The 25379-nt window shown below is 59.0% G+C and carries 24 protein-coding genes and 1 pseudogene; 11 read left to right on the forward strand and 14 right to left on the reverse strand.

Annotation, left to right across the window (positions count from 1 at the left end; translation table 11 throughout):
* Nucleotides 1-47: 47 nt before the first annotated feature.
* A complete protein-coding gene (locus BM403_RS25700) occupies nucleotides 48-1751 on the forward strand; it encodes an ABC transporter ATP-binding protein/permease (RefSeq protein WP_093545659.1) in 1704 nt (567 codons plus the stop codon).
* Nucleotides 1752-1822: 71 nt separating this feature from the next.
* Here the strand turns inward: BM403_RS25700 and BM403_RS25705 are convergent, their stop codons facing one another.
* Entirely contained in the window at nucleotides 1823-2503 is a 681-nt protein-coding gene (locus tag BM403_RS25705; RefSeq protein ID WP_139238001.1) for a hypothetical protein, read from the reverse strand.
* 651 nt (nucleotides 2504-3154) lie between these two features.
* Here BM403_RS25705 and BM403_RS25710 point away from each other — a divergent pair.
* Entirely contained in the window at nucleotides 3155-4297 is a 1143-nt protein-coding gene (locus BM403_RS25710; protein WP_093545665.1) for a pectate lyase family protein, read from the forward strand.
* Between the two features lie 65 nt (nucleotides 4298-4362).
* On the opposite strand, the gene gspF is transcribed toward BM403_RS25710, so the two are convergent.
* Genes gspF through gspG form a run of 7 tightly spaced genes read right to left on the reverse strand, consistent with a single transcriptional unit; the run spans nucleotide 4363 to nucleotide 12479 of the window.
* Nucleotides 4363-5571 (reverse strand): type II secretion system inner membrane protein GspF, encoded by a 1209-nt coding sequence (gene gspF / locus BM403_RS25715; RefSeq protein ID WP_046036795.1) that lies wholly within the window; start codon nucleotides 5569-5571, stop codon nucleotides 4363-4365.
* On the reverse strand, nucleotides 5571-6989 hold the full coding sequence (gene gspE, locus BM403_RS25720) for a type II secretion system ATPase GspE (protein WP_012724394.1): 1419 nt from the start codon (nucleotides 6987-6989) through the stop codon (nucleotides 5571-5573). Before gspE ends, gspF begins: the two co-directional genes overlap by 1 nt.
* A complete protein-coding gene (gspD, locus tag BM403_RS25725; RefSeq protein WP_093545668.1) occupies nucleotides 6986-9352 on the reverse strand; it encodes a type II secretion system secretin GspD in 2367 nt (788 codons plus the stop codon). The genes gspE and gspD overlap by 4 nt, the downstream gene beginning before the upstream one ends.
* On the reverse strand, nucleotides 9349-9894 hold the full coding sequence (gspM, locus tag BM403_RS25730; RefSeq protein WP_093545671.1) for a type II secretion system protein GspM: 546 nt from the start codon (nucleotides 9892-9894) through the stop codon (nucleotides 9349-9351). Before gspM ends, gspD begins: the two co-directional genes overlap by 4 nt.
* A complete protein-coding gene (gspL, locus tag BM403_RS25735) occupies nucleotides 9887-11059 on the reverse strand; it encodes a type II secretion system protein GspL (RefSeq protein WP_256577217.1) in 1173 nt (390 codons plus the stop codon). The genes gspM and gspL overlap by 8 nt, the downstream gene beginning before the upstream one ends.
* Nucleotides 11056-12021, reverse strand: a complete 966-nt coding sequence (gspK, locus tag BM403_RS25740) for a type II secretion system minor pseudopilin GspK (RefSeq protein WP_046036791.1) — start codon at nucleotides 12019-12021, stop codon at nucleotides 11056-11058. The genes gspL and gspK overlap by 4 nt, the downstream gene beginning before the upstream one ends.
* Before the next feature lie 8 nt (nucleotides 12022-12029).
* Entirely contained in the window at nucleotides 12030-12479 is a 450-nt protein-coding gene (gene gspG, locus BM403_RS25745; RefSeq protein ID WP_046036790.1) for a type II secretion system major pseudopilin GspG, read from the reverse strand.
* Between the two features lie 146 nt (nucleotides 12480-12625).
* Between gspG and gspI the strand changes: the two genes are divergently transcribed.
* The gene (gene gspI / locus BM403_RS25750; RefSeq protein ID WP_012724400.1) at nucleotides 12626-13012 is read left to right on the forward strand and encodes a type II secretion system minor pseudopilin GspI; all 387 of its coding nucleotides are present in this window, start codon (nucleotides 12626-12628) and stop codon (nucleotides 13010-13012) included.
* A gap of 6 nt (nucleotides 13013-13018) precedes the next feature.
* Here the strand turns inward: gspI and BM403_RS25755 are convergent, their stop codons facing one another.
* Entirely contained in the window at nucleotides 13019-13450 is a 432-nt protein-coding gene (locus BM403_RS25755; protein ID WP_046036789.1) for a general secretion pathway protein GspC, read from the reverse strand.
* Nucleotides 13451-13531: 81 nt separating this feature from the next.
* Between BM403_RS25755 and BM403_RS25760 the strand changes: the two genes are divergently transcribed.
* The gene (locus BM403_RS25760; RefSeq protein ID WP_093545674.1) at nucleotides 13532-13993 is read left to right on the forward strand and encodes a GspH/FimT family pseudopilin; all 462 of its coding nucleotides are present in this window, start codon (nucleotides 13532-13534) and stop codon (nucleotides 13991-13993) included.
* The gene (locus BM403_RS25765) at nucleotides 13990-14601 is read left to right on the forward strand and encodes a prepilin-type N-terminal cleavage/methylation domain-containing protein (RefSeq protein ID WP_093545677.1); all 612 of its coding nucleotides are present in this window, start codon (nucleotides 13990-13992) and stop codon (nucleotides 14599-14601) included. The genes BM403_RS25760 and BM403_RS25765 overlap by 4 nt, the downstream gene beginning before the upstream one ends.
* 473 nt (nucleotides 14602-15074) lie before the next feature.
* Here the strand turns inward: BM403_RS25765 and BM403_RS25770 are convergent, their stop codons facing one another.
* The 3 genes from BM403_RS25770 to BM403_RS31945 all read right to left on the reverse strand — a co-directional run bounded on the left by BM403_RS25770 (nucleotide 15075) and on the right by BM403_RS31945 (nucleotide 18754).
* Entirely contained in the window at nucleotides 15075-15284 is a 210-nt protein-coding gene (locus BM403_RS25770; protein ID WP_218189869.1) for a hypothetical protein, read from the reverse strand.
* Nucleotides 15285-15739: 455 nt separating this feature from the next.
* Nucleotides 15740-16009: a hypothetical protein gene (locus BM403_RS25780; protein WP_093545682.1), complete on the reverse strand. Its 270-nt coding sequence runs from the start codon at nucleotides 16007-16009 to the stop codon at nucleotides 15740-15742.
* Between the two features lie 78 nt (nucleotides 16010-16087).
* Nucleotides 16088-18754: a hemagglutinin repeat-containing protein gene (locus tag BM403_RS31945; protein WP_175538106.1), complete on the reverse strand. Its 2667-nt coding sequence runs from the start codon at nucleotides 18752-18754 to the stop codon at nucleotides 16088-16090.
* A 65-nt stretch (nucleotides 18755-18819) separates the two neighbouring features.
* On the opposite strand from BM403_RS31945, the gene BM403_RS25795 reads away from it, so the two are divergent.
* The 3 genes and pseudogenes from BM403_RS25795 (at nucleotide 18820) to BM403_RS25800 (ending at nucleotide 20745) form a co-directional block, all read left to right on the forward strand.
* The gene (locus tag BM403_RS25795) at nucleotides 18820-19275 is read left to right on the forward strand and encodes a hypothetical protein (RefSeq protein WP_218189870.1); all 456 of its coding nucleotides are present in this window, start codon (nucleotides 18820-18822) and stop codon (nucleotides 19273-19275) included.
* Between the two features lie 72 nt (nucleotides 19276-19347).
* Nucleotides 19348-19467 (forward strand): annotated as a pseudogene (locus BM403_RS32675) (hypothetical protein); the annotation flags it as partial.
* A gap of 147 nt (nucleotides 19468-19614) precedes the next feature.
* Nucleotides 19615-20745, forward strand: coding sequence for a GGDEF domain-containing protein (locus BM403_RS25800; protein WP_093545685.1), 1131 nt, complete (start codon nucleotides 19615-19617; stop codon nucleotides 20743-20745).
* A gap of 15 nt (nucleotides 20746-20760) precedes the next feature.
* On the opposite strand, the gene BM403_RS25805 is transcribed toward BM403_RS25800, so the two are convergent.
* Nucleotides 20761-21927 carry a cytochrome P450 gene (locus BM403_RS25805; protein ID WP_012724419.1) on the reverse strand — a complete coding sequence of 389 codons (1167 nt, stop codon included), beginning with the start codon at nucleotides 21925-21927 and terminating at the stop codon, nucleotides 20761-20763.
* Nucleotides 21928-22001: 74 nt separating this feature from the next.
* Between BM403_RS25805 and BM403_RS25810 the strand changes: the two genes are divergently transcribed.
* The gene (locus tag BM403_RS25810) at nucleotides 22002-22772 is read left to right on the forward strand and encodes an ArsR/SmtB family transcription factor (RefSeq protein WP_093545688.1); all 771 of its coding nucleotides are present in this window, start codon (nucleotides 22002-22004) and stop codon (nucleotides 22770-22772) included.
* A 153-nt stretch (nucleotides 22773-22925) separates the two neighbouring features.
* On the opposite strand, the gene BM403_RS25815 is transcribed toward BM403_RS25810, so the two are convergent.
* Nucleotides 22926-24734, reverse strand: coding sequence for an ABC transporter ATP-binding protein (locus BM403_RS25815; protein WP_093545691.1), 1809 nt, complete (start codon nucleotides 24732-24734; stop codon nucleotides 22926-22928).
* A gap of 354 nt (nucleotides 24735-25088) precedes the next feature.
* Between BM403_RS25815 and BM403_RS31950 the strand changes: the two genes are divergently transcribed.
* Complete coding sequence (locus BM403_RS31950; protein WP_163825804.1) at nucleotides 25089-25229, forward strand: hypothetical protein; 141 nt, start codon at nucleotides 25089-25091, stop codon at nucleotides 25227-25229.
* On the forward strand, nucleotides 25223-25378 hold the full coding sequence (locus BM403_RS25825; RefSeq protein ID WP_093545850.1) for a winged helix-turn-helix transcriptional regulator: 156 nt from the start codon (nucleotides 25223-25225) through the stop codon (nucleotides 25376-25378). The genes BM403_RS31950 and BM403_RS25825 overlap by 7 nt, the downstream gene beginning before the upstream one ends.
* Nucleotide 25379: the final 1 nt, after the last annotated feature.

Here is a 25379-nt window from a genome sequence, read left to right on the forward strand (position 1 = left end):
TATCCTGCAAACTCAACGTCGCCAGCGACCGGACCTCTTCAGCCCCCATGCATACACTTCGCACTTTCTGGCGCCTGGCACGGCCTTTCTGGACCTCCGAACAGAAATACCCGGCCCTGCTATTGCTGCTGGCCACGGTGGCGATGAACCTGTGCCTGGTGGGTGTCAATATCCTCAATAATTTCTGGAACCTGCATTTTTATAATGCGCTGCAGGAAAAGGACTACCCGGGCTTCCTGCTGGGCGGCCTGCAATTCATCCTGCTCCAGATCGGCCTGGCGGCCTTTACCGTCGGCGCGTTTCACTTTCAGCAGAAACTGACCTTGCTGTGGCGACGCTGGTCGACGCGCAACCTGCTCGCGCAATGGCTCGACAGCCAGCGCTATCAGAAGCTGAAATTGACGGAGACCGAGGTAGACAACCCCGACCAGCGCATCGCCGAAGATATCGACCTGTTTATCATCAAGTCGCTGAAGCTGAGCCTGGGGCTGCTGACGGCGGTGGTGTCGCTTTTTTCATTCCTGAATATTCTCTGGCAGGCCTCGGGCCTGGTCAGCATTCCATGGGGCGATGAAGGCCTGGTGATTCCTGGGCTGCTGGTGTGGGTGGCGTTGCTCTACGCACTGTTGGGCACCGGTTTCGCCTTCTGGCTCGGCCGCGCCCTGCCCCATCTGAACTTCATGCAGCAGCGGCGTGAGGCCGATTTCCGTTTCTCATTGATGCGCCTGCGGGAGAACGCCGATTCGGTTGCCCAGTACCGGGGCGAGGCTGTGGAAAGCCAGCGCTTCAACCAGCGCCTGGAAGCGGCTTTGCAGAACTTCTGGGTCCTGGTGAAAAAACAGAAGCTGATCATGGGTTACTCGACCTTCTACCTGCGCAGTGCCACGGTCATCCCGATGTTCATCATGGCCCCGCAGTTTTTCGCCGGGGCCTTCCCCCTTGGTCGTCTCACCCAGATCAGCGCGGCGTTTGGCGAAGTGCATGCCGCCGTGGCCTATCTGGTTGGCGTATTCCCGGAACTGGCCGAATGGAAGTCGGTAGTTGATCGGCTGGATGGTTTCCAGAACCGCCTGGATAACGTCAAGGTCGACTCCGACGTCGTACTGACGCAACGGTCCGATGGCCTGCACATTCGCAACCTGGCCATCTGGCTGCCTGACGGGCGACGACTGTTTGAAGGTTTCAACCTGACGCTCAAGCCCGGCGACAGCCTACTGATCAAGGCACCCTCGGGATACGGCAAGTCCACGCTGATTCGCGCCGTCACCGGCCTCTGGCACCATGCTTCAGGCTCCGTTGCCTATGACCGCGACCGCGCCCTCACCCTCTCGCAAAAAACCTATCTGCCCTTGGGCAGCTTGCGCGAGACGCTGTGGTACCCCCTCCCAGCCCATGAGGAACAGGACGCCGTGTTGCAGCAGATCATGCGGCAAGTCGGCCTGGAACACCTGGACACCCAACTGGCCCAGGAACGCGACTGGGCGCAAACCCTGAGCCTCGGCGAACAACAGCGCTGTGCCTTCGTACGCGCACTCCTGGCTCGCCCTTCGGTGCTGTTTCTAGACGAGAGCAGCGCAGCGATGGATGCCGCCAATGAGGCGCGTTGTTACCAGCTACTCAAAGACATGCTGCCGGATACGATCCTGATCAGCGTCGGCCACCACGCCTCACTGGAGCGCTTTCATGGCCAAGTCCTGGAGTTGCAAGATGAGGTGGAATGGGTGCATAGAGCGGTGAGTCGAACGGTGTGAGTGAAAAAACGACTGACCCAACCGGGGACAAGGTTGGGGCATTGCACCTTGTGCCATTTAGAAACTCCCTTTTACTTGATGATCGCGTACACGCCCGGACGGGATAACAGATACAGCCAGGCCGCTGAGGTTGTTCCTTGAGCAGCTTTGACCAGCAGCGCCATATGCGCGAGATATCCCCTGGCCACATACGGGTGTGCTGCAAAATAACCACGACATTCAGGCGTTCTCAGCGAAAAGATCAGCCCTCCGCTCGTTTCAATTCTTGCCAGTTGATCTTCGGCAAAACGCTTGGCCTCGCCGGGGGGTAACGTAGACAGGTACTGGGTGTCCTTGATGACCTGGGAAGTCTCATACTTTGCCGGGCATGGCTGCGCCTGCAGAATGTTGTAACGCGCATAACCTTGGACGACGTTCCGTGCTGCCTGCACATCCGTGGTATTGATCAGCAGAAAATTGGCGACGGTCAAACTGATAGTCAGGCATTTTTCATTGATTTCCTGGCACAGTTTTAACGCTCGAACGCTGTCGTACATCTGCTCGTCGGGTGATAAATACAGCGATTTGATGTAGAGCGAATCCTCATCCGACGGGGTGTATTCGGAAGCCCTCAAAATGGCTTCGCCGCCGACGAGATCGACCACCCAACGTACGTTCTGCGACTCTGAATACAGCCAGATACCGTAACCCGCAACAACAGCGATGAGCATCCCCACCGTCAAAAACAGGTGAGGTTTTTTCGTCCGTGGCACATTCCACCTCTGTGAATAAGCAGATCCATTGTTTGTCAGCTAGCCAGGTGCCCTGACAACCCATTCCAAATCAGACGACCATCCCGATAAAACGGCCTTCTGCCGACACCGAGGGATCGCTCCCACGCTCCAGCGTGGTAGCGATCAAGCCGAAACTCCCACCGTACAAAACCGGGATTAGAAAACACCCATAAGAACTACTCTCTGACCTGAGAAAAAGTAACCACTGGACCCTATTCCTGATCAGACACTATCGCTTGCACACGAAATTTCTTTTCTGGAAATTTACATGACCCTTGTCGACACATTCTCGCTTGCACCGTCCCCCGGAGAGTGCTGGCACGCTCGCCTTCGGACAGCGCGTCGGCGCTGTTGGTCTTCGAGCAGGCGATCCTGGCGGTCACGGATCAGGTTGGTAACGCCTGGCATGTGGTTGGACGCCCGGCTTATTGATCAAGAACAAAACGCTCGACTTGCGAATGAATGCACATCAAAGCGCATTCAGTTGTACGACAACAAAACGACACATGATAGTATTTCTCATGCAGCGGACGTTCGATTCGCTGCACCGATGACACGGACGTCCGCTCGAGAAACACGCCACACCTGTGCGTGTTTAAAACCTCAAGTTAATCAAGGATCTGATTATTCATGACAACACCATCAACCTTCACCGCGTGCAAACTGACCAGTGCTATTTTCGGCGTACTCGTGCTTGGCAGCTTGCCGGCTCACGCTGCGGACATTTGGCTGGATTCGGCCACGACGGGCTGGGCCACTCAGAACGGCGGCACCAAGGGCGGCTCCAAGGCTGCCGCGGCTAACATCTACACGGTCAAAAACGCTGCCGAGTTGAAAACCGCACTGAGTGCTTCGGTGGGAACCAACGGACGCATCATCAAAATCACGGGCGTGATCGACGTCAGTGAAGGCAAGGCTTATACGACGACTGCGGATATGAAGAAGCGTGGCCGCCTGGATATTCCCGGCAAAACCACCATCGTCGGCACCAGCAGCACCGCCGAAATCCGCGAAGGTTTCTTCTACGCCAAAGAAAACGACGTGATCATTCGCAACCTCACCATCGAGAACCCTTGGGACCCAGAGCCGATCTGGGATGCCAATGATGGCAAGGAAGGTAACTGGAACTCCGAATACGATGGTTTGACCATCGAAGGCGCCAACAATGTGTGGGTTGACCATGTCACCTTCACCGACGGCCGCCGCACCGATGCGCAGAACGGCACCGCTAACGGTCGCCCGAAACAGCACCACGACGGCGCCCTGGACGTGAAAAACGGCGCCAACTACGTGACCATTTCGTACACCGCCTTCAAGTCCCACGAGAAGAACAACCTGATCGGTTCGAGCGACAGCCGCACCACCGATGACGGCAAGCTCAAGGTGACGATCCACAACTCCCTGTTCGAGAACATTTCGGCCCGCGCCCCGCGCGTGCGCTTCGGCCAGGTGCACCTGTACAACAACTACCACGTGGGTAGCACCAGCGATAAGGTCTACCCCTTCTCGTACGCGCATGGCGTCGGCAAAGGCTCGAAAATCTTCTCCGAGAAAAACGCGTTCGAGATCAGCGGCATCAGTGGCTGCGACAAAATCGCCGGCGACTACGGTGGCAGCGTATACCGCGACAGCGGCTCGACCCTCAATGGCAGCGCCTTGACCTGCCCCTGGACCGCAAGCATCGGCTGGACCCCGCCTTACAACTACACACCGCTGGCGGCGGACAAAGTCGCTGCAGACGTCAAGGCCAAGGCCGGCGCCGGCAAGCTCTGACTGAACGGTTGTACCCAGTAAAAAGAAGCCCTCGGTGACGGGGGCTTTTTAGTGCGCGCTTGCAGCTATTGCACCAACTGGTTGATCTCGATGATCGGCAGCAGCACGGCCATTACAATCACCAGCACCACCGCGCCCATCACGACAATCATCAGTGGCTCCAGCAACGCCGTCATGCCCATGGCCCGACGCTCGATATCGCGCGATAAGGTCTGCGCCGCCCGCTCCAGCATTGGCGGCAGCGAACCGGTTTTTTCGCCACTGGCGATCAGGTGGATCAGTACCGGCGGGAACACATTTTCCACGCGCAACGCCGGCGCGAGGTTCACGCCTTCGCGCACCTTCGCCGTGGCATCACTTACGCTGAGGCTCAAGCGGTCATTGGACAGGGTTTGGCGCGCCGCTTCCAGGGCACGCAACAACGGCACCCCGGCGGCCCCCAGAATCGCCAGGGTCGAGGCAAACCGCGCCGTGTTCAGGCCCAGCACAAAGCGCCCGATCAAGGGCAAGCGCAGCACCCGGCTGTGCCAGTTCAGGCGCGCCACCGGGTTACGTAAATACAGGCGCCATCCCCAGAAGCCGGCGGCCATGAGACCGAAACACCACACTCCCCAAGCACGAATGAAATCACTCGCATTGAGCATCGCCAGGGTCAGCCCCGGCAAGTCCTGGCGAGCCTGGGAAAACGCACTGACCACCTGCGGCACCACATAGCTGAGCAGAAAGATCACGATCGCAATCGACACCAGCCCGACCACGCCCGGGTAGATAAACGCGGTGAGGATCTTGCTGCGCAGGTTGTTGCGTTCTTCGATGTAATCGGCCAAACGCTCCATGACCTGCGCAAGGTCGCCGGACTCTTCACCGGCGGCAATCAATGCGCGATAGATCGCGGGGAAATCCCGTGGCCGTGTCGCCAGGGCCTCAGCCAGGCGCATACCGCCACGTACATCGGCGCGCACCGCGCTCAAGGTCTGGGCGATATGCTTTTTTTCCGCCTGCTCGACCGTGGCGCTCAAGGCGGCCTCCAACGGCAGGCTCGCGCCCAGCAGGCTCGCCAGTTGCCGCGTGGCCCAGGCGAGGTCGTTGTCGGAGAACCTGGCGCTGAACACTGCACCGCCGCCGGCAGGCACAGGGGTTTCAAGCTGCACCGAGAGCGCGGTAAGACCACGGCTGCGCAACACCCCGAACGCGGCGCGCTGGCTATCGGCTTCAAGGTGCCCGGACTCAAGCTTGCCGGTGGCGTCGGCGGCTTCGAAACGGTAGCGATTCATCAGGCGTCCCGTGTCACACGCAGGATTTCTTCCGGCGCCGTGGCCCCTGCGCGCACCCAACGCTCACCGTCTTCGCGCAGGCTGAACATGCCCGCTTCGCGCGCCGCAAGGCGCAGGGCCTGTTCACCCGCCCCCTGGTGGATCAACGCGCGAATCTCATCGTCGATACAGAACAACTCATGGATGCCGGTGCGGCCGCTGTAGCCGGTGTGGTTACAGGCGGCACAGCCAAGCGGCCGCCACGTGCCGGGGTGGGCCGGATCTTCCTGCTTGCAGTGGCTGCACAGGCGCCGCACCAGCCTTTGCGCCAACACGCCGAGCATCGAAGACGCCAGCAGGAACGGCTCGACGCCCATGTCAATCAGCCGGTTGACCGCCGATACCGCATCATTGGTGTGCAGCGTGGCCAGCACCAGGTGCCCGGTCAGCGAAGCCTGCACTGCGATCTGTGCGGTTTCAAGGTCGCGGATCTCGCCGATCATGATGATGTCCGGGTCCTGGCGCAGGATCGCTCGCAGGGCCAGGGCGAACGTCATGTCGATCTTGGCATTCACCTGGATCTGGCTGATGCCCGGCAGGTCGTATTCCACCGGGTCTTCAACGGTGAGGATGTTGCTGGTGCTGGCGTCCAACCGTGCGAGCGCGGCATAGAGGCTGGTGGTCTTGCCGCTGCCGGTGGGGCCGGTGACCAACACGATGCCGTGGGGCTGGCGGATCAGGTTGTCCAGCTTGGCCAGCACCTGCACGTCCATGCCGAGGGTTTCCAGTTGCAGGCGCCCGGCCTGTTTGTCGAGCAAACGCATCACCACCCGCTCACCGTGGCCGGTGGGCACCGTGGATACGCGAATGTCGATCGGCCGACCCGCCACGCGCAACGCGATGCGGCCATCCTGGGGCAGGCGTTTTTCGGCGATGTCCAGTTGCGCCATGATCTTGATCCGCGACACCAGCGCCGCGTGCAACGCCTTACGCGGCGAGACCACGTCACGCAGGGTGCCGTCGACCCGGTAGCGCACCACCGAATGGCTTTCGTAAGGCTCGATGTGAATGTCACTGGCCTCGTCACGCGCCGCCTGGGTGAGCAACGCGTTGATCATGCGGATCACCGGCGCGCCGTCCTGGGTGTCCAGCAGGTCGGTGATTTCCGGGATGTCCTGCATCAAGCGGTCAAGATCGACTTCGTTTTCCGCCGCCCCCACCACCGCCGCCGCGCTGCCGGTATCGGCGTAGGCTGCGGCGAGCAAGCCGTCGAGTTCCTCGTCCCGCACCTGCTCGAGCCGCGCCGCGCCGAACTGCCGGCGCACCTCGCTGATCGACCAGCCGGGTGTCGATGGGCAAACCGTCAGCACCGCACCCTCCTCGCCATTGCGCAGCAGGATGCGTTGAGCCTTGGCCCAGGCGTAGGGTAACGCGTTCATTGGAGCGGCACTGCGCGAATCGTCGCGCGGGGTTGCCCGCTTCCCGGTGCCGCCGGCACCCCCACGGCCGCGGCGGGTAATTGCGGCGCCTGCATGCCCGGCATCGCCCAACTGCGCTCCGGTTGCAGTGCGCCCTGGGCCCGGCGGATGAAGTCGTAGCGGTTTAGGGTAATCGCCCGTCCACCGGCGCTGTCACGGATGATATAGGGCCGTAGGAACACCATCAGGTTGGTCTTGGTGGTGGCCCTGCGTTCATTGCGAAACAACGCGCCGAGCCCGGGAATGCTCGACAGCCAGGGCACCGCCTCGTTGCTCTGGCTGTAGCCGTCCTGCAGCAGGCCGCCGAGCACCATGATCTGCCCGTCATCGAGCAGGATGCTGGTGTCAATTGCGCGCTTGTTGGTCACCACGCCCGCCGACGTCGCACTGCTGGAGGCGCGTTCGTCGATGCTGCTGACTTCTTGGTAGATATCGAGCTTGACCGTGCCGCCTTCGGAGATCTGTGGCCGTACATTGAGCTTGAGCCCAACCTCCTCGCGCGTCACGGTCTGGAACGGGTTGTTGCTGGTGCCACCCCCTCCGGTCACGTAGCTGCCGCTGACAAACGGAATGGTCTGGCCGACGAAAATACTCGCGGCTTCGTTGTCCAGGGTCAGCAGGTTCGGCGTTGACAGTACGTTGCTGCCGCCCTTGCTCTTGAGGGCGCGGGCCAGCACTTTGAGGTCCATGACATTGCCGACACCGGGGATGTTCACCGTGCCGCTGAGGTAACCCACGCTCAGGCCACCGGGCAGCGCGTCGATGCTGGTCAGGCCGCCGGTCTGCAGCCCGCTGCCGCCCAGGTTGGTGCCGCCGATCACCCCTTTGCCCGCCAGGTCACCGCTTTGCCATTGCACGCCAAATTCGTTGGCATCGTCCTCGCCGACCTCAACGATCAGGCTCTCGATCACCACCTGTGCGCGACGCTGGTCCAGCATGTCGATGACTTCCCGCAGGTTGCGGTACAGCGGCTCGGGCGCGGAAATCAGCAAGGTGTTGGTGGTGGCGTCCGCCTGGATCGTGACACCGCCGGCGCTGAAGGCGACACTTTGGTCCGTGGCCTGGGCGCCGGCCTGGCTGCTCGAATTGCCGCCGCTCTGTCCGTAGCCCATGCCGGTGCCGTTGCTGGTACTGCTGCCGCTGCTCGACGTCTGGCTGGTGCTGCTTGGGCTGTTTTGGCCGCTCTGCCCGCCGCTGGTGTTGCCACCCATCGCGCTCAGCACCGAACGTCCGGTATCGCCGGTGCCGCTGTCGCTTTCACCGGTGAGCAAGCCGCGCAGTGCCTGGGCCAGCTTCGCCGCCTGGGCGTTACGCAGGTACACCACGTGCAGGTTGCTCGGATTGCTCTGGGCGTTGTCGAGTTTGTACACCAGGTTGCGCGCCAGATCGGTGCGCTCCGGGCTGCCGGCACGGATGATGATCGAGTTGGAACGCGGGTCGCCCACCACCGAAATCTTCTGGGTGGCGTCGCCGCCAGGCTGTTCCAGCAGCTGCGAGACCATACCGGCGATGTCCACCGCGATGCCGTTCTGGACCTGCACGACATCGGTATCGATCGCGCTGGGGCTGTCGATGCTGTCAATCAACTGCGCCACGCGCGTCAGGTTGTCGGCGTAGTCGGTGATGACCAAGGTGTTGTTGCCGGGGTAGGCATTGATCGGATTGTTCGGCGAGACGATCGGGCGCAGCACCGGGATCAGGTTCACCGCATTTTCATAATGCAGGCGAAACGTGCGCGTGAGCATGCCATTCGCCGCCGGCCGGTCGGCACTGTAGACCGGCCCACCGAGCAATTTCGCATCGGCCTCCGGTACCACATGGGCCACGCCGCCGACGTCGACCACGCTGAAGCCCTGCATGCGCAATGCCGCCAGCAACATATCGTAGGCCTGATGGGCCGGTACTTCGCCTTCAGACACCAGGGTCAGGGAACCGGTTACGCGTGGGTCGACCAGAAACTGCCGGCCGGTGGCGCGGGAGAGTCCGCGCACGACGGCTTGAATGTCGGCATCCACGAAATTCAGACTCACCGGCTGGCTGCCAAGCGGGTTGCTCAGCGTTGTACCGCCGATACTTGCGCCGCCCCGGCGCACCGGATTGACGAGGGTACGCTGCGGCCGCGCTTGCCGCTCGATCTGCGTCTGGGCGCGCTGGCGTTCCAGGAGTACGTCGCCGCTGCGCTGGGTGTTGGCCAGGGGCTGGCCGAGTTCGCTGTCGACCAGCAGCGGTGGCGCGTTGGAAGCCGTTTGCGTGCTGCACGCGCTCAGTGCCAGTAACAGGAACGGCGCGGCGTTGCGTACATAATTGGAACCTGACCACTTCATGAAGCTTCCTTAGCGCCAAACGCCTGATCCATGCGGACAGTTCCCGACAGAGTGCCTGCCGTATCATCGGCCTTGGCTTCGCCTGCACGCTGCAAACGGGCCTCGACCACTTCCAGAGAAAATTGCATTGGGTTGCTCACCAGCCAACCGATGACTGCGTCAGCCGGTGCGGTTTCGAACGTCAACTGCCAGCCGGTCTCCACCGGCGTCAATTGGTAATATCCGACCAGCCCGCGCGCATCCAGGCTTTGGCGCAGGGCCGGTTCGAGGGGCTGGCCGGCGGTTGGCGTCGGCACCTCGCGCAGCAAGCGTTCGAGTGCCTCGGTTTGCGCACGCAGCTTTGGTGTTTCAGCCTGCCAATATTCGATTTTCTTCAAGGCCGGCTGGATCAGGACCAGCCAGCTCAGCAGCCCGCCGAGCAGCAGCGCAGTGCCCGCGACCATGCGTTTTTCCCGCCGTGACAGGCCTCGCCAAACGCTCCGTGCGCGGGCGTTGAAGTGCTGCCATTGGCCACGCCAAAGGGTCAAGGAATGCTTATTCATTGTCGCTTGCAGCACCGGAGTCGGGTTCACGGGATTCGGCATCGGCCGGGCGCAAACGCCAGCCCGTCGGCGTGGCCTGAGCCGCGACGCCGGCCTGGGCCAGGGTGGCTTGCCAGGCGTTATCTGGGGTATTTCGCCGCGCATCGGCGGTCAAACTCACGTGCAGCTCTGCCTGTTCAAAGACCAGGCCCTGCACATTGCCGACCATGAACGGCATCGCGTCGGCGGCTTGCAGCATCAGGCCGGCAAAGCGCTGGGGTGCGTCGCTATTTGCCGGGTTTTGCCGCGCGCTCAATTGCTGACGGGCTTGTTGCAGTGGATTAAGGATCACCGGCAACTCGGGAAACGCTTGTTTGACCCGCTGACTCATTTGCATTTTGAGTTGCTGGCCTTCGCTGGCCTCACGCGCGGCGTACAGGTTCAGGCCCAGCAGCCACACGCCGATTGCCAGCGCGCAACAGGCCAGCGCCCTGCCCCAACCCGCTTGCGACCCTGGTGCCTTGCCGACGCCGCCGTGTAATCCCCACGTAGGTAAAGCAGCAGACCATCGTTGCTGCGCAGGTTGTGGCTCGATCACTGCAGCGGGGGTGTCGTCACCGAACCAGGCCAAGCGGCTGCCACTGGCCGCCAGCGCGTCCAGGCTCGCTTGAACCTGCGGTTCGACCACGCCTTGCTCAAGGCTATGGCGCAGCAGCAAATGCCCCTCCAGCACACAGGCACTGATGTGCCCGGCCGGTGGCACCGGCAGGCCATAGGGTGCAGGATAAAGCCCCCGCAGCTTTAACCGGTGCTGGCTCAACACCTCACCGAAACGCTCCAGGACCGACGTCGGCAACCAACTGAGGAACACGTGACCATCGGCATCGCCAGGGCTGTGCGCGATATGCATCTGTTCAATGCGACCGAGGATCAGCGCCTGTGCCGCACACATCACCGCCGCCTGGGTCTTCGCGGCCGACAGCGGTGGCAACTGCAACTGTGTGAGGACGCTGTCCATGGGGTGAAGAAAGCACTCCACGCTCTGCGATTGAGCCGTTTGCCCCAGCAACGCCAGCGTACTGACGCCGGTCTGGCTGACGCGACCGTTGCGGTCCAGGCGTGCGAACGCAAGCTCAGTGTCCGGCGTCAGGCTGTTCAGCGGCGGCAAGGCAATGCGCACACTCATACGCCCAGTCTCGACCAGATCACCTTGGGCATGTCGCTCTCCGAGCGATACAACAATGCGTCCACCCTGACCCGGCGCTTGTCACGACGGGCGTAACCGTGAAGCAGAAACCATTCGCTGGTGATGCCGACATCAAGGTCGTCGACGCTCAACTGCGGCGCACGCAAGCGATTGAGAAAGTCGCCACGATTGATAAACCACTGGCCCCGATCACGCTCTGCGACCAAGGCCTGCGCCTGGGTCAGCGATAGCCCAGGCACTACCGCGGCCAGTACCTCAGCGCTGGCGGTATTGCTGTTGACCCAGGTACTGACCGGGATAACGCTGACATAGGGCGCCAGGCGCGCCAACACCCGCTCATTCACGCCCTGGATACCGCGCAGGTCGTCGAGGCTGCGCAGCATCGGCCGGGTTGCAGGAACGGGATTGGCGTTGGCGTCGGGCGAGGTCGCACGGCCGCTGTTAAACCGGTTTTGCGTCGTGCTTTGCGAATGTTCCTGGCGCGGATAAGCGGCAATGACGCGCTGACTGATGCGTTGCGCAACGCCAGCCTCGATGCCGAGCATGGCGCACAGCTGCTCAAAACTGCGTAATTGCCGGGCATTGACGCGCTCGCCGGCGATCAAGTTCCGCAGGTTGAATTTGCCTTGCTGATCTTCCAGGCGCCCATCAAAACCTGCACCCGGGAGGGCGCTTTTGATCGGTTGCGCCCATGCCTGGTCACGCCGCGTTGGTGCTTCCTTGCGACGCGCATCCCACAGCAGTTGCCGGCTGGTTTCCAGGCCGCCGAGCAGCACCGCACTGCCTTGCAGGCGTGACTGTTCAGCTTCCAGCGAGCGGGTAAACACGCTCTGCCGGGTGAGCATGCCAGCGGCGATAACCGCCACCACGGCGGCGATCAGCAAGGCGCTGATGATCGCCATGCCGCGCTGTTTCGCGCTATTGAGCAAAGGGTTTTTCATGGCAGCGCTTAGAGCTGCCAGGAGCCGATATCGGCGTTCACGCCGTCGCCGTCAGGTTGCCCGTCTGCACCGAGGGAGAAGATGTCGACTTCGCCGTTCGCGCCAGGGTTCAGGTAATGGTAAGGACGCCCCCACGGGTCATTAGGCAAACGCTCCAGGTAGGAACGCCAGTTGCTGTTCTTGGCGTCCGCCGGGCGCTCCACCAGCACTTTGAGCCCCTGGTTCATGCTCGGGTAAGTGCCGTGGTCGAGGCGATAGAGCTTGAGTGCCTGCATCAGGCCGGAGACGTCCTGCTTGGCCGCCGTGGCCCTGGCTTGATCCGGACGGTCGAGCACCTTGGGTACGACCATGGCCGCGAGGATGCCGAGAATCACCACCACCACCATGATCTCGATCAGGGTGAACCCCTGCTGGCCTCGGCCACCTGCAGACTGAAATTTGACGCGAGCGACATCCATATCCACCATCCTTGGCTTGTTTGCAATTCGGCGCGCAGTGTAACAAATGAACTAAATGGTGTATTGAAAAAACTCAGCCGCACGCTGAGTCATCTGCCTGTTTTCGAGTGTTATCCTGCATGCCGGTTTTCGGTAAAGAGTCACCCATGGAGCTGTCGCGCAAGGAGCAAGGTTTTACGTTGATCGAGGTGCTGGTGGCGTTGGCGATTATTGCCGTGGCCATGTCGGCAGCCGTGCGCGTTGCGGGCCTGATGACCCAGAGCAATGGCCTGCTGCGTGATCGATCACTGGCACTGCTGGCGGCGCAGAGCCGACTGGCCGAACTGCGCCTGGAAGGCCGGCTGGCACCGGGGCACAAGGCCTTCGAATGTGATCAGGGGCGCCTGCAACTGCGCTGCGGGCAAGTGATCGCGCCGAGCGCAGACCCCCGGCTGATGCGCGTCACGCTGCAGGTCTCGGACCGCGAACGCGAGGCGCCGCCGTTGGCGCGGCTCGAGACGCTGCTCGCCCAGCCCGTGGAAAAACGCGAATGAGCGGGCTCAGGGCCGGGTCAATCGTGGCATCGACTGAGCGTCGGGCAGCGTGCTGACCTTGAATCGAGTCCGTTCGCTGCCGCGCTCAATCACCACGGTGTCGCGCTCAATCGCCACCAGGCGCACCCCCTGGGTCAAGCGCTCCCCCACCAGAAACCCACGGGGTGGCATGCCGTTGAGACTGAGGATCGCGACTGCGCCATGCGCACCGGTCATCATCCCTGAAACCTTGATATCCAGCACTGCAAGCCGATTGGAAAACCACTGCAATGCCGGGCTGTCGACCGCAACTGCGGCGCCTTCGCGCTCGGCCGGCGGTGCGCTGGATTGGGCCGGGGTCAGCAGCAGTGATGACCAGACCAACACGCCCGCCAACGTCGCGAGCAACGCCGCCGACTGCACACATTGCGCGGGCGATAAACGAAAAGTGTATGCCATGACGAAACCTCCTTGTTGTCCTGTCAGGCAGTCTACAGGACAACTCTCGGTATGTTCTCCACGACGACGGAGCGTTGCGCGATGACAGCGGCCAGGCAACACGGCTTTACCCTGATCGAACTGATGGTGGTGCTCATCATCATCGGCATTGCCAGTGCGGCGGTCGGCCTGAGTATCAAGCCCGACCCATTGCACCTGCTGCGCCAGGACGCCAATCGCCTGGTGCAACTGCTGCAGGTCGCCCAGGCCGAAGCCTTGGCCGACGGGCGCCCGATCACCTGGCAGGCAGATACCAAAGGGTTTCACTTCAGCCGCCGCAATGAACACGCTACGGGCTTCGATCAGTTCAACAGCGACCCGCAACTGCGTCCTCGTGCGTGGGACACACCGGCGGTTCAGGTACGCGTCATCCCCAAACAACGGGTCGTACTCAACGCCGAGTGGTTCGATACGCCGTTGCAACTGCAACTGTCGGACGGTCAGAACAGCCTTTCGGTACGGCGCACCGCGGCCGGACAATTTCGCGTGGAGGCCACGCCATGAATGCTCGGCAGCACGGCTTTACGCTGATTGAAGTGATGGTGGCGATCATGCTGATGGCGATTGTCAGCCTGATTGCCTGGCGCGGCCTCGACAGCGTCAGCCGTGCCGACCAGCACCTGCAGGCGAGCACCGAACACACCGAAGCCATACTGCGCGCCCTGAACCAGCTGGAACGCGACCTGGCCCTGCGCGCCAGCACCGAATTGCGCGTGCCAAACCTTACCCAGCACGAGACCGAACCTGCGCAAGCGCCGCCGGCGATCAGCGTACGCAGCGCCGACAATCAGCGCTTTCGCCTAGACGTGATCCGCAGCGCAGCCGCGTCGGAAGACGGTTTGCAACGGGTACGCTGGTGGCTGCAGGACCAAACCCTATACCGCGCAGCAGCACCCGCGCGCAGCCGCTACCCGCTTCCCGCACCGGGCGAAGGCGTGGCCGTATTGGACAAAGTGAGTGACCTGCAGGTACGTGTCTGGGAGCCTGGCCAGGGTTGGCGTCAACTGAGCGGCAATCGCAAGGACGAACCCCAAGGCCTGGAGATCAAGCTGACTCGCCAGACGTTGCAGGGAGCGGAACATTATCGGCAGGTGGTGGGCCCATTGAATTAGGTGTCAATTTATTTAAGGACTAGACAGTAATTTAACAGGCTATTTATCTTTATGTACTTAAACGCTACAACAACCGCATGGGCACTAGCTCCCGCTCTAACACTTGATATAATTGAGGCGCCACTTTCAATTGAGCTTGGTATAACTTCCATATTAAGGCTCGACGTATACTTCGCCTGCCCTCCGAACCCAAGTTCCTTCAGCCCATTCGGTATATTTGACAAAGCAGTACCTTCACTCGTCGTACCAATTGCTTCTCGAACATAGGCCTCTGGAACATCACCCAGATTTGCGGCCATTCGGCAATTTCCAGCCGCGCAAGAAGCTTCATTTGCTTGGCCTAACACAGGACTATTCGGGGTATAAGGTTGGATATCCGTCTTTTCAAATATTCCTTCACCGTTGCCCTCTCGCTTTATTAGTGCAATATCTTTTGCACCGAAGGCCAAATAAAAGCCATGCTAATTAACTTACTAAACTATCCACTCCACCTCAAAATCAACTAGCTGAGCCTGAAGCCCTGCCTCATGCTCGAACCAGCAGTCAAACTCTTCAACATCACTTTTCTTCATGTAAAGATAATACCCGCCAGTGTCGCCATCACGGTCGTCCGCAACAACAATTTCCCAGCCAGAATATTCGCCAGTGACAACAATACCCTTCCGAACGATAGACATATCCATATCCTAGTCCGCATAGGGAACATGATTGTTAGAAATATATTTTCCAGTCACAGGGTCTTTAACCCCGAAATGTACATGCGGAACTCCCGGAGCGTGTGCTCCTGATATAGATCCTGAGTCGATACGGAACTCCTTAGTGCCATCAGCGCTGTGAAACACCCCAGAGGCGGGCTTACCGTTTCCCTGTACTCGGGACCGAGATATTTTTGCCCTGCCGATAGAGCCTCATCGGTTGTGAGCGTCATAGCGCTCGTGAAATTTTTCTTACCAGATAGAGTTTCATTGATCACTTGATCCACACGCTGCCCAGCACCTGCTTCCAGTTGAATCTGTTTTTCAGCACTAACAAAGGTTTTCCAGTTTTCAGTAGGACCGGCTAATGGAGTGCGTGGAGTAGCTGTTGCTTTTGTACCAACGCCCTCAAGGTAGGAAACTAAGACCCTCCCAACTATTAACTACACTATATAACCCGCGATCCTCATTTGCGCAAGTATTGCCTCATCAAATTGTTGATCAGAAATACCTCTAATTGATTTGGCACTCTTCCATTTCCATATTACAGGAAGGATTTTGCTATCCAAACGATCAAACTCTTCCAAAAAAACATTTGCTAAAACATACTTATCCAACTCAGGATCAGCCTCTAACATCAAGCTCAGTACATTGCTCGGCAATTTCCCTTCCAGCAACTGGGCTAACAAATACCTGTTTTTTAAAGGTGACATAATTGATGTCTCCAATGGTTTCAATTTTCTCAACCTTTCCGTATCCGTACTTTTGGGCTATTTGGCCTGTCCATGTATTCAAAGCAGCATTTTCTTTTGACATTCCATTGGCAATATTCTCGAGATATCGAGCAGTGTTAACGCTGTCAGTACCCGCCTCCCAAGCCCCACGGATTTGATGCCTTCGTTGCCGAGGCGTTGCATTGCGCTGGCGAAAATATCAGTGCCTGATGCATTGTAGTAGGGATGATTTTGTGCTGCTCGAATTTCAAATCCCAGCACTCCCGCTTTATCCACATTCACGACCAATCCTGCTACGCCATCAGGATCGCCATACTTGAGCTGGACTCCTCCATCTTTGAACACGTCCATCATAAAGTCATTTGTGACATCAACTTTTGGGATGGGTGGATCAACTCTTCCAAGTTCTTTTGCACCATCAGCCAGCATCAAAGGCGGTGTATTCGCCTTTGAATATGACGCAAGCTCGCTCCTCCCATCAGCGTACACAACCTTCATCGTATCGTCACTGACCGTGACAATACTGCCTTTGGGAATCACCTTCCCACTCTTAAGCGTTACGCTCTCACTGAGCTCGACTGTAGTATTGGCCTGAATCGTGGCGCTTTTAACGTATTGGGGTCCTCCCACCGGCACGTTATTTGGCACATCGATCGGATGTGGTACATCAAGATTTGGCCCAATACGTTCAAACTTCGCCAGCTTACCCTCAACACCACCCGCAGCTTTGGTGGTAGCGGCAATCTCTTTGAAACCATTGATAGAGACGTCGACACCTGCTTTAGAAAGCGTTGACGCCCCCTGAGCCGCCCCCCCTGAACCGCCGGTAGCGACGACTTGTGCATACAAGGCCACCGCCTCACCGAGTTGCTTACCCAGCTTCTCGGCGTTTTCATCACCGCCAACAACCAGTGCATCGCGAAGCTGTGTAATTTGCGATTTGAAGCCAGCGGCTGCCGTCCCGAAAAGTTTCTCCCCCTCCACTGACAATATGAATTCGTTCATAGCGTCAATGCTTGCTATTGGATCGCGTAGCACTCCCACTGCGCTGTTTAGCGCGTCTACACCGGCGCCTGCCATGCTGTCTTTGAAACTGTTGAAGAGTGCGCTGGCTGTAGCCAGATCTTGATTACCCGAAATGGATAACCATTTGCCCGTCACCTTCATTTTTTCATCGAAGGTTTTGGCCTCTGCGACCTCCTTGATCATTTGGACTATTTGTTGGGTCGCCAGCCAATTGTTGTCGACGTTCGCAACCGCGGCGTTGGTAGCCGTCGCCGCGCCGTTCGGGTTGCTCATTGCAGCAATGCCGGTAACCATCGACGCGATGATGTTGCGCTTGGCCTCTCGCTCCTCGCTCGTTTCATTAGGGCTGGTTTCGTTAAAAAGGCCTGCGAGCAAACTACTGGCCGAACCACCCAGCGCACCCGCTGAGCAGCTCTGGCTGCTGGCAGCAGCACCGGCACAGCCGAGAATGGCATGCAAGCTGGCGTGCTCGGGGCTGCCTTCTTTCATCCCCTTGATGACCAGTTTGCCGATGTAGTCCGAGCCCTGTTGCTGGACGTAGTTAACGACCATGTTCTGCGCAAACTGCGCACCACCACCGGTTACGTTACCGCTTGCACCCGCGACCAATGCCGTGGCGATTTGTCGGTAGGTACCGCCTGCTCCCCAATCAGCAGCGACGGCATTGGCTTGTTTATTCAGGTCCAGGTATTTCTGTCGATGAACCGCTTGTACGTTAGGGTCGACTTCAGGGTCGCGGGATTTGGCATATTCCTTTTCAGCTTCGCTACGCAGCGTATCCGCCTCGCGGGCGCGGGTCTCCAGATACGCAGCTACGTTCTGAACAAACTTGCCAGTAATCTCGAAACCAACCTGAATCTCCTTCGCGTCGAAAATTGGCTTAAGCTTGTTACTGCCATCTCGATCACTGGACACGTTAGTATTGATTGCAGCCACCGCTTGCTCGGCCGTCTGGCCGGTCAACGCCTGCTGCTTGGCGCTGTCAGTAACCGTCACTGCTGCGCCGCTGATACCGCTTAAGGTTTTGCTGCTGGAGCTGTCACCGGCGTACAGCGCAACAGGCGCGTTGACGCCAAATCCGCCTTTATCAGCCACTGGCGTACCGGTCTTGGTGGCATCAACGTTGCCGTTTGCATCCCTGCCAACCTTCCCGCCAGCACTGTAGCCACCGCTCAGATTGATACTCGTAGCGTCGTAATCGGCTTTGTTTTTGACGTCCGAACTGGTTAACGTGCCCGTTGTGAACGTGTTCTTACCATCAGCGACTGCTTTATCCGTGCTGCCGATAATTGCGCCCTTGAGGTCGGTATTACCCTTAACCTCAACCTGGAATCCACCGTCGCGCGCCTTGATGCCCGATTGATCACTGACACTGGCATAGTCGCTGTGCATTTTTTGCTGACCAATGCCACCACTGACACTGCTCATGCCCATGCAGAACGGTGGTATGCAAATGCTGACCCCGACGTTTGCACTCAGTTGTTCCGAGCGATAGGTGCTGGTGTCTTGCAGGCTTTCGATATTGAGATCGCCGCCCACTTTGGCCTGAACCTGCTGACCGGTAACGACCGCACCCTTGAGATTGGTATCCCCGGCACTATCAAGACGTACTGTCTGCCCGGCCTTAATGGTTGCATTGGTTTGGGTGACGTCATCACCGTCACTCATCCCGCGCCCTTTATTGGCTGCGAGGTCCAATGTGAATCCGTTTTATTGCCCGCCAAAACTGAACCCAATACCAGCGCTCCAGCCACTTGACCCACTTGGCCGCACTCCTCGGTTTTCAAGCTAAATTCAAGCAATCGCGCGGTATGATCATGTTCCATGGAGCAGGGGCACTTATCGTTAGCGTGCTATTTGCCATGAGCTACGACTACCTTACCGACAACTTCAGCCCGGCCTTCAAGACGGTGACCAAAGTCATTGCACTACGAAGTGATTTCCACAAGTCTCCAAACTATCCCGGCGTACGGACTGGAGAATATGTGCATCCGTTGGAGAATGGCTTTATTGCTTACGCCCGCGAACAAGAAGACAAAAGTGTCATCATTGGCGTTCGTTTACAGCCTGACGAGAATTACGATGTCGTGGTGTCTACTATTCCGCCTTTCAAGGTTGCAATGAAAGCCATGGCTGAACACGTCAAGCAATCCCCTGCGCTGATTTGGCTGCTCAGCAACGCTGCTTCAGAGACTAAGTCTGACCCGATGCTGCGTTAGATTTGGTTGCCGAGCCAACAGGGCAGCCGCTTGAGACATCAGTGACGGGCATGGCGTGCGCTCGTTGAGCACGCCATGCACGAAATCGTGGTCGACGGCATCAAGACCAACATCTCGCTGCACCGGGACCTGGTCCGTGATGAAGGATTCTGCATTCACTACTTGGAGCAAAAATGGACACGTCAGCATTGAAATCGCTGAAGGGGCTACGTCGATAATTTCCGCTAGCGCCACGCGCGAACACAACTCAAGGGACCCCAGGCAAAACCGTTTACCCGAGGATGGCAAAATAGTGCTAAAAGGCCACTACTGGTTATCGCTTTTTGGCGGAATAACACTATGCCTAATCATCACTCGTTTCCCAGGACATCGTTTATCCGTTGGTTTGTGCAAGACAATGAAAAACTCGACCGGGACATTCGTTTAAAGCTACTCAAAGGCCCCCTCTCCTCTCGAGCGGCGCTGGCGGCAGCGGGGCTGAACACGCTGCTAGTCTGCAGTGTCGCCGTGATACTCCATCCCACCGTGTTTTTCATCTGTTGGTGGGTAGCCGACATTGTGATCTGGATCATCCGCTGGTTTTTACTGCAACGGTTTTTAACCCGTGAAGCGTCCAAATTACCCTACGCGGCGGACCTGTCGCTGCTCTTCGGTTTGATTTGGGCTGCCGAAATCGGCGTGGGTACGGCGGCGTGCGTCATCAGCATGGACCCTGTGCTGCAAGTGCTGGCCTGTACGTCGGCGGTCAGCATGAACGGCGCTATTGCCATGCGGAATCAAGGCATCCCCCGATACGCCTTCACCCAGATCCTGCTCACGGATATACCGCTGAAACTGGCCACGCTGTTTCAACCGGAACCGATGTTACGGGTATTGATCCTACAGGCCCCGATGTACCTCACCGGCTTGTGGGTACTGCTGAACAACCTCAATGCCAACCTTACGAAAGCCTACATTGCAGAAGCACAGAGCACACATTCAGCCACCCACGACAAACTGACGGGCGTACTGAACCGCTTAGGCATCCTGAATATGTTGACCGCCTCGCTCAGTTCGAACGCCAAGGAGGATGCGGGTTTTTTCGTCCTTTACCTGGACTTGGACGGGTTCAAAAAAATCAATGACGCGAACGGGCATGCGACCGGCGACGGCGTACTCGTGTCCTTCTCTGCCATGATCACCGAGGTGGTGCGCAAGAGTGACGTAGTGGCACGCATAGGCGGGGACGAATTCATTGTGTTAATGCCGGGTATCGATAAGGCATCCGCCGCACTCGTTGCCGAGCGCATTATCAAGACCCTTGGCGATTACACCGATACACATGCTGACTATGACGGTCTCGGTGTCAGCATCGGCATTACCGAGAGCGCGGCTGCAGGACCGGAGAGTGTTGATCAGGTTTTATCCAGGGCGGATATAGCGATGTATGAAGCAAAATCCGCCGGTAAGAACTGTTATCGGTTTGGATAGGTCCTGGTTCAGGCTTCATAAATAACGGTGAATGTCCCGATCACGATTGAACTGAGGGATGCGACCATTAAGGGAGCGCAAATACCCCCACTGGCAAGGACGAACCGATGAGGTTGGCTGTCGATGCAACCATGCCAAAATCGCCTCAGCGGCGATAGTCAATGCCAGTTGCTGACCTGGACATTCATGTCGTCCTGAGCCGAAGCTGAAGGTTCGTCGTTGCGTCCGTTTTAGCAAGAGGCTATCGGGGTGTGGGTTTGCGTAGGGATCCCTGTTGGCTGAAGCGAGTAACACTAGAACGGTATCACCCGCCTCCAGGACGCTATCCCCGATAATGCATCGCTTTGCAACGAATCGCCGGGTGTTTTGCACCGGGGAGTCGTAGCGCGCTACCTCTGCCACCAAGTCTGCAACGAGCATCGGCTCAGGTTGCATGCCTTCAGTCAGATCAGGGTAACGATGGAGCGCTACGAGGGTATTGCCGATCAGGCCTGCGGTGGCTTCGCAAGTCTGTGACAACAAGCCGATCAGGTTGGCAATCAATGCATCATGCTCGCTCCAGGCGTTGGCTGCGCAGGCGCTCCGGATATGACTCATGAAGCGGCTGCTGTCCTCCTGGTCACTCAATAGCGCGCTGAATAATTGATTTAACCGAGTGGCCCCGAAATGAGCTTCGCCGAGTTGAATTTCGTCGCTTAACGGCGACAGGCAGGCGACAAAATCCCGTGTCAGCTTCGCGACTTCGTGTAGCCGCCCGGATGGGAGGCCTATCAAGGCTGCGATGACGGAAACCGGTAACGTGAACATCAACTCATCCAGGTCTTCAACGGGGTCATCGAGGGTCTCGACCACGCGTGACACGATCTCTGAGAGGCTTTCTTTCCCGACAGAAGCCAAGGCAGGCTCGATAGCCATCCTGGGGCACAGATGCTGCGGGCCCTCGTTCATGCGCATCAAACGACCAAAAATCACTCCTGCGGCGCCACGCGCAATGGCAGGAGGAATCGGCTCGCTTAGCGGGCGCACCCGACAGTCGGGATGCCCCAAAATGGCTTCGACGGCGTTGGCACTGCTCGCAATCCATAAACCCAGCTCAGCATCGAATAACAAGCCATTTTTTCGCCTGAGGTTTGAGTAATAACCGTAGGGATCAGCATGGGTAGCGGCTTCAAAAGGTGTCATTGCGCAAGTCCTGTTCACAAAGAAAGGCTACTATCGAACACCCCTCATGCCAACGATTCGCTCAGGAACGAAATATGGACGCTCAAGGCAATGACACCGCGATTTCTCGGGTAGCCGGCGCCATTGCCGAGCCTGCGAGGACGAAAATGCTGTGTTCGTTGATGGACGGCCACGCCCGTACCAGTACCGAGATGGCCGCCATCGCCGACGTCGGTGCATCCACGGCGAGCGCGCATCTGGCACGACTAAAAGAGGACGGGTTGGTAAGGCTGCACACGCAGGGCAGGCATCGCTATTACAGCCTGGCGGACGCGCAAGTGGCCCAGGCTATTGAGGCCCTGATGGTGATCGGCCAAAACGCTGGTCCACGGTATGTGTCCACAACCCCGACCCGATTGCAGTTCGCACGTACCTGTTATGACCACATGGTTGGAACACTCGCTGTGCAACTGCATGACCATTTCATCGCGTCAGGCTGGTTAACCGCGTCGGTCGCTGGGGACGGCATGTATCAGCTTACGATGAACGGCGAAAAAGCGATGACCGGGCTCGGTATCGAGATAGAACAGGTAAGAGCACAACGACGTCAGTTCGCGTGCTCATGCCTGGATTGGAGCATGCGCCGCCCTCACCTTGCCGGAGCACTCGGAGCAGCGCTCCTACAGACAGCCATAAACCGCAAATGGGTTATCCAAGACCTTGACAGTCGGGCACTGGCATTAACATCCAAGGGGCGAAAGGAGCTGTCTGACCGATTCGGGATCACTTTTGAAAACACAGGGATAAAACGATCAGTCGTGGCAAATGTAACACCACCCGCCGAGCCAGCTTTACCTGCACGATAACGACTAATTCCTTTGACTGAGGATCTGTTCGGCCACACGCTGATGCCTGGCGCCCAGCAAAAACATCTCAACTGCCCGACCGACCGTCAGGTGCGCCGGGGGCCATAAAGATAAACCGTACGGACCCTATACCGCTGCACGACGGTGGGTTTTCTAGCGATAGCCCCGTGCCTGCACGTCAAACAGGTCGGCATAACGTCCACTGGCAGCCATCAGCTGGCTATGACTGCCCTCCTCCAGAATCTGCCCGCGTTCCAATACGATAATGTGATCCGCACTGCGCACGCTGGAAAAACGGTGGGAAATCAACAGGGTCATGCGGCCCTTGGCATGCTCACGGAAGTGCTCAAACACTGCCGCTTCAGCCCCGGCATCCAGCGCGGAGGTCGGCTCATCGAGGATCAGCAAGTCGGCGTCCTGACGCATGTAGGCCCGCGACAAGGCAACTTTCTGCCACTGCCCACCGGACAGTTCCTGGCCGCCGAACCAGCGTCCCAGCTGGGTTGAATAGGTTTGGCTCAAGCGCTCGATAAATTCGGCCGCGACCCCTTGAGTAGCCGCGCTGCGCCAGCGTGCCTGGTCGTGCAGGGCATCGACGTCGCCGACGCCGAGGTTTTCACCCACGGTCATCTGATAGCGGATGTAGTCCTGGAAAATCACCCCGATGCGCTGGCGCAGGGTGTGTTCATCCCACTCCTGCAGGTCGCTGCCATCCAGCAGGATGCGGCCTTCATCTGGGGTATACAGACGGGTCAGCAGTTTGATCAGGCTGGTCTTGCCGGAGCCGTTTTCACCCACCAGCGCCAGGCTTTTGCCGGGTGCCAAGTGCAGGTTGATATCGCGCAGCGCTGCAGAGGCGGCGCCTGGGTAGGTAAACCCCACGTGCTCGCAGCGCAGGCCATCGCCAGGGCGCACGCCCTGGGTGAGCCGGCCGCGCGGGGTGATCACGGGGGTTTCAAGGTATTCATACAGGTCCGAGAGGAACAAGCTGTCGTCGTACAGCCCGGCAATAGCGCTGAGGCTGGCGGTGATTGCGCTTTGCCCCTGCTTGAAGAGCACGATGTACATGGTCATCTGGCCCAGGCTCGTCTGGCCACGCACGGTGTCGAGTACCACCCAAGCGTAAGCCAGGTAAAACGCTGCGGTACCCAGCAGGCCCAATGCAAACCCCCACGCGTCACGGCGCACCGTTAATTGGCGGTCTTCCGTATACAAGCGCTGGGCGTTGTCGCGATAGCGCTGCAGGAACAGCGGTGCCAGGCCGAACAGCTTGACCTCCTTGGCATGGGCCTCGTGGGAGAGCAAGGACTCAAGGTAGTTCTGCTGACGCGTCTCAGGCGCCCGTCGGTGAAACAGGCGGAACGCATTGCCCGAAAAATGCGTCTCGGCGAAGAACACGGGCAATGCGCCGACCACCAGGATCAACAAGGCCCAGGGAGAGAAATGCACCAGCAGCACGGCAAAGCTGACCAGCGAGATGAGGTTCTGCACCAACCCCAGTCCTTTAGTCACCAGGCTCAGCGGCCGCGTCGAAGCCCCCTGGCGCACACGCACCAGTTTGTCGTAGAACTCGGCGTCTTCAAATTGCAGCAGCGAAAGGGTCTGGGCTTTCTCCAGGACCATCAGGTTGACCTTGACGCCTAACCTCACCCGCAACAGCGACTGCTGCATCGACAACGCCCGTTGCGCGGCCGCCAACAACGCCAGCACGCCGGCCTCAGCCAACACGTAGCGCATCACTGGCCACACCGGTGCCTGGCTGCCGGCCGCGTGAACCTGCATGGCGTCGACCACGCCGTCAACAATGCGCTGTCCTATCCAGGCGGCCAATGCGGGCAGCAGCCCGGCGACGATCGTCGCCAGCAACAGCCCCAAGAACAGTGGCCGTGAGGTTTCCCACACCAGTCCCAGTGCCCTGCGCGCCTGGATAGAAAATGCGCCCAATCGATTGAACAGCACCATGAATGGCATGGACTCCTTGAGGGGGGTGAAATCAGGCCGGATGGCCGAGTGTGACAGGCGCCTGCGGATCACTGCTGCATTCGCTGCAAGGTCCAGGGTACAGGCGCGCCTGCATTACGCGCAGATTATGACAGGCCGCGACACCAGAACGACGAGCATTCATGCTCGACTGCGCAAAGTCTTCCTGGATACTGCGACGTCCTCCGGCAGACTGGCCTGGTTCAGACCGGCACGTAATTGCTCCTGACTGAGGACGACGAACGCGAACGGCTTTCCCGTCAACGCAGTCGCCGCCTCAGCCCGCTCCGCGCCCGTGACGGTTCTCGGGCCCGTCGCTGAGTAAATGGCGCCGACATGACCCTCCTGGGCCAATACGCCCGCCGCCGTTGCGGCAACATCGTCTCGCGAGACATAGGACAAACGACTTTCACCCAGGCCGGTGAGCATTCCGGTACCGGCCAGCATCCGGGCTTCCTGAGCGAACGCTTCTGGTAGCCTTCGCGACCGTCCCACCCCAGGTTGATTACGAGCTGACTGCCCTTGGCCACTCGCTCAAACCTCAGCTGGAGCTGCTTGCCGAGTGGGCGCGGGTCAATCAGGTGACTATCGAACAAGCACGCATCACCTTCGACCAGCGGAACTGAC

Source organism: Pseudomonas sp. OV546 (assembly GCF_900116845.1).
GTDB classification, from domain to species: Bacteria; Pseudomonadota; Gammaproteobacteria; order Pseudomonadales; family Pseudomonadaceae; genus Aquipseudomonas; species Aquipseudomonas petroselini.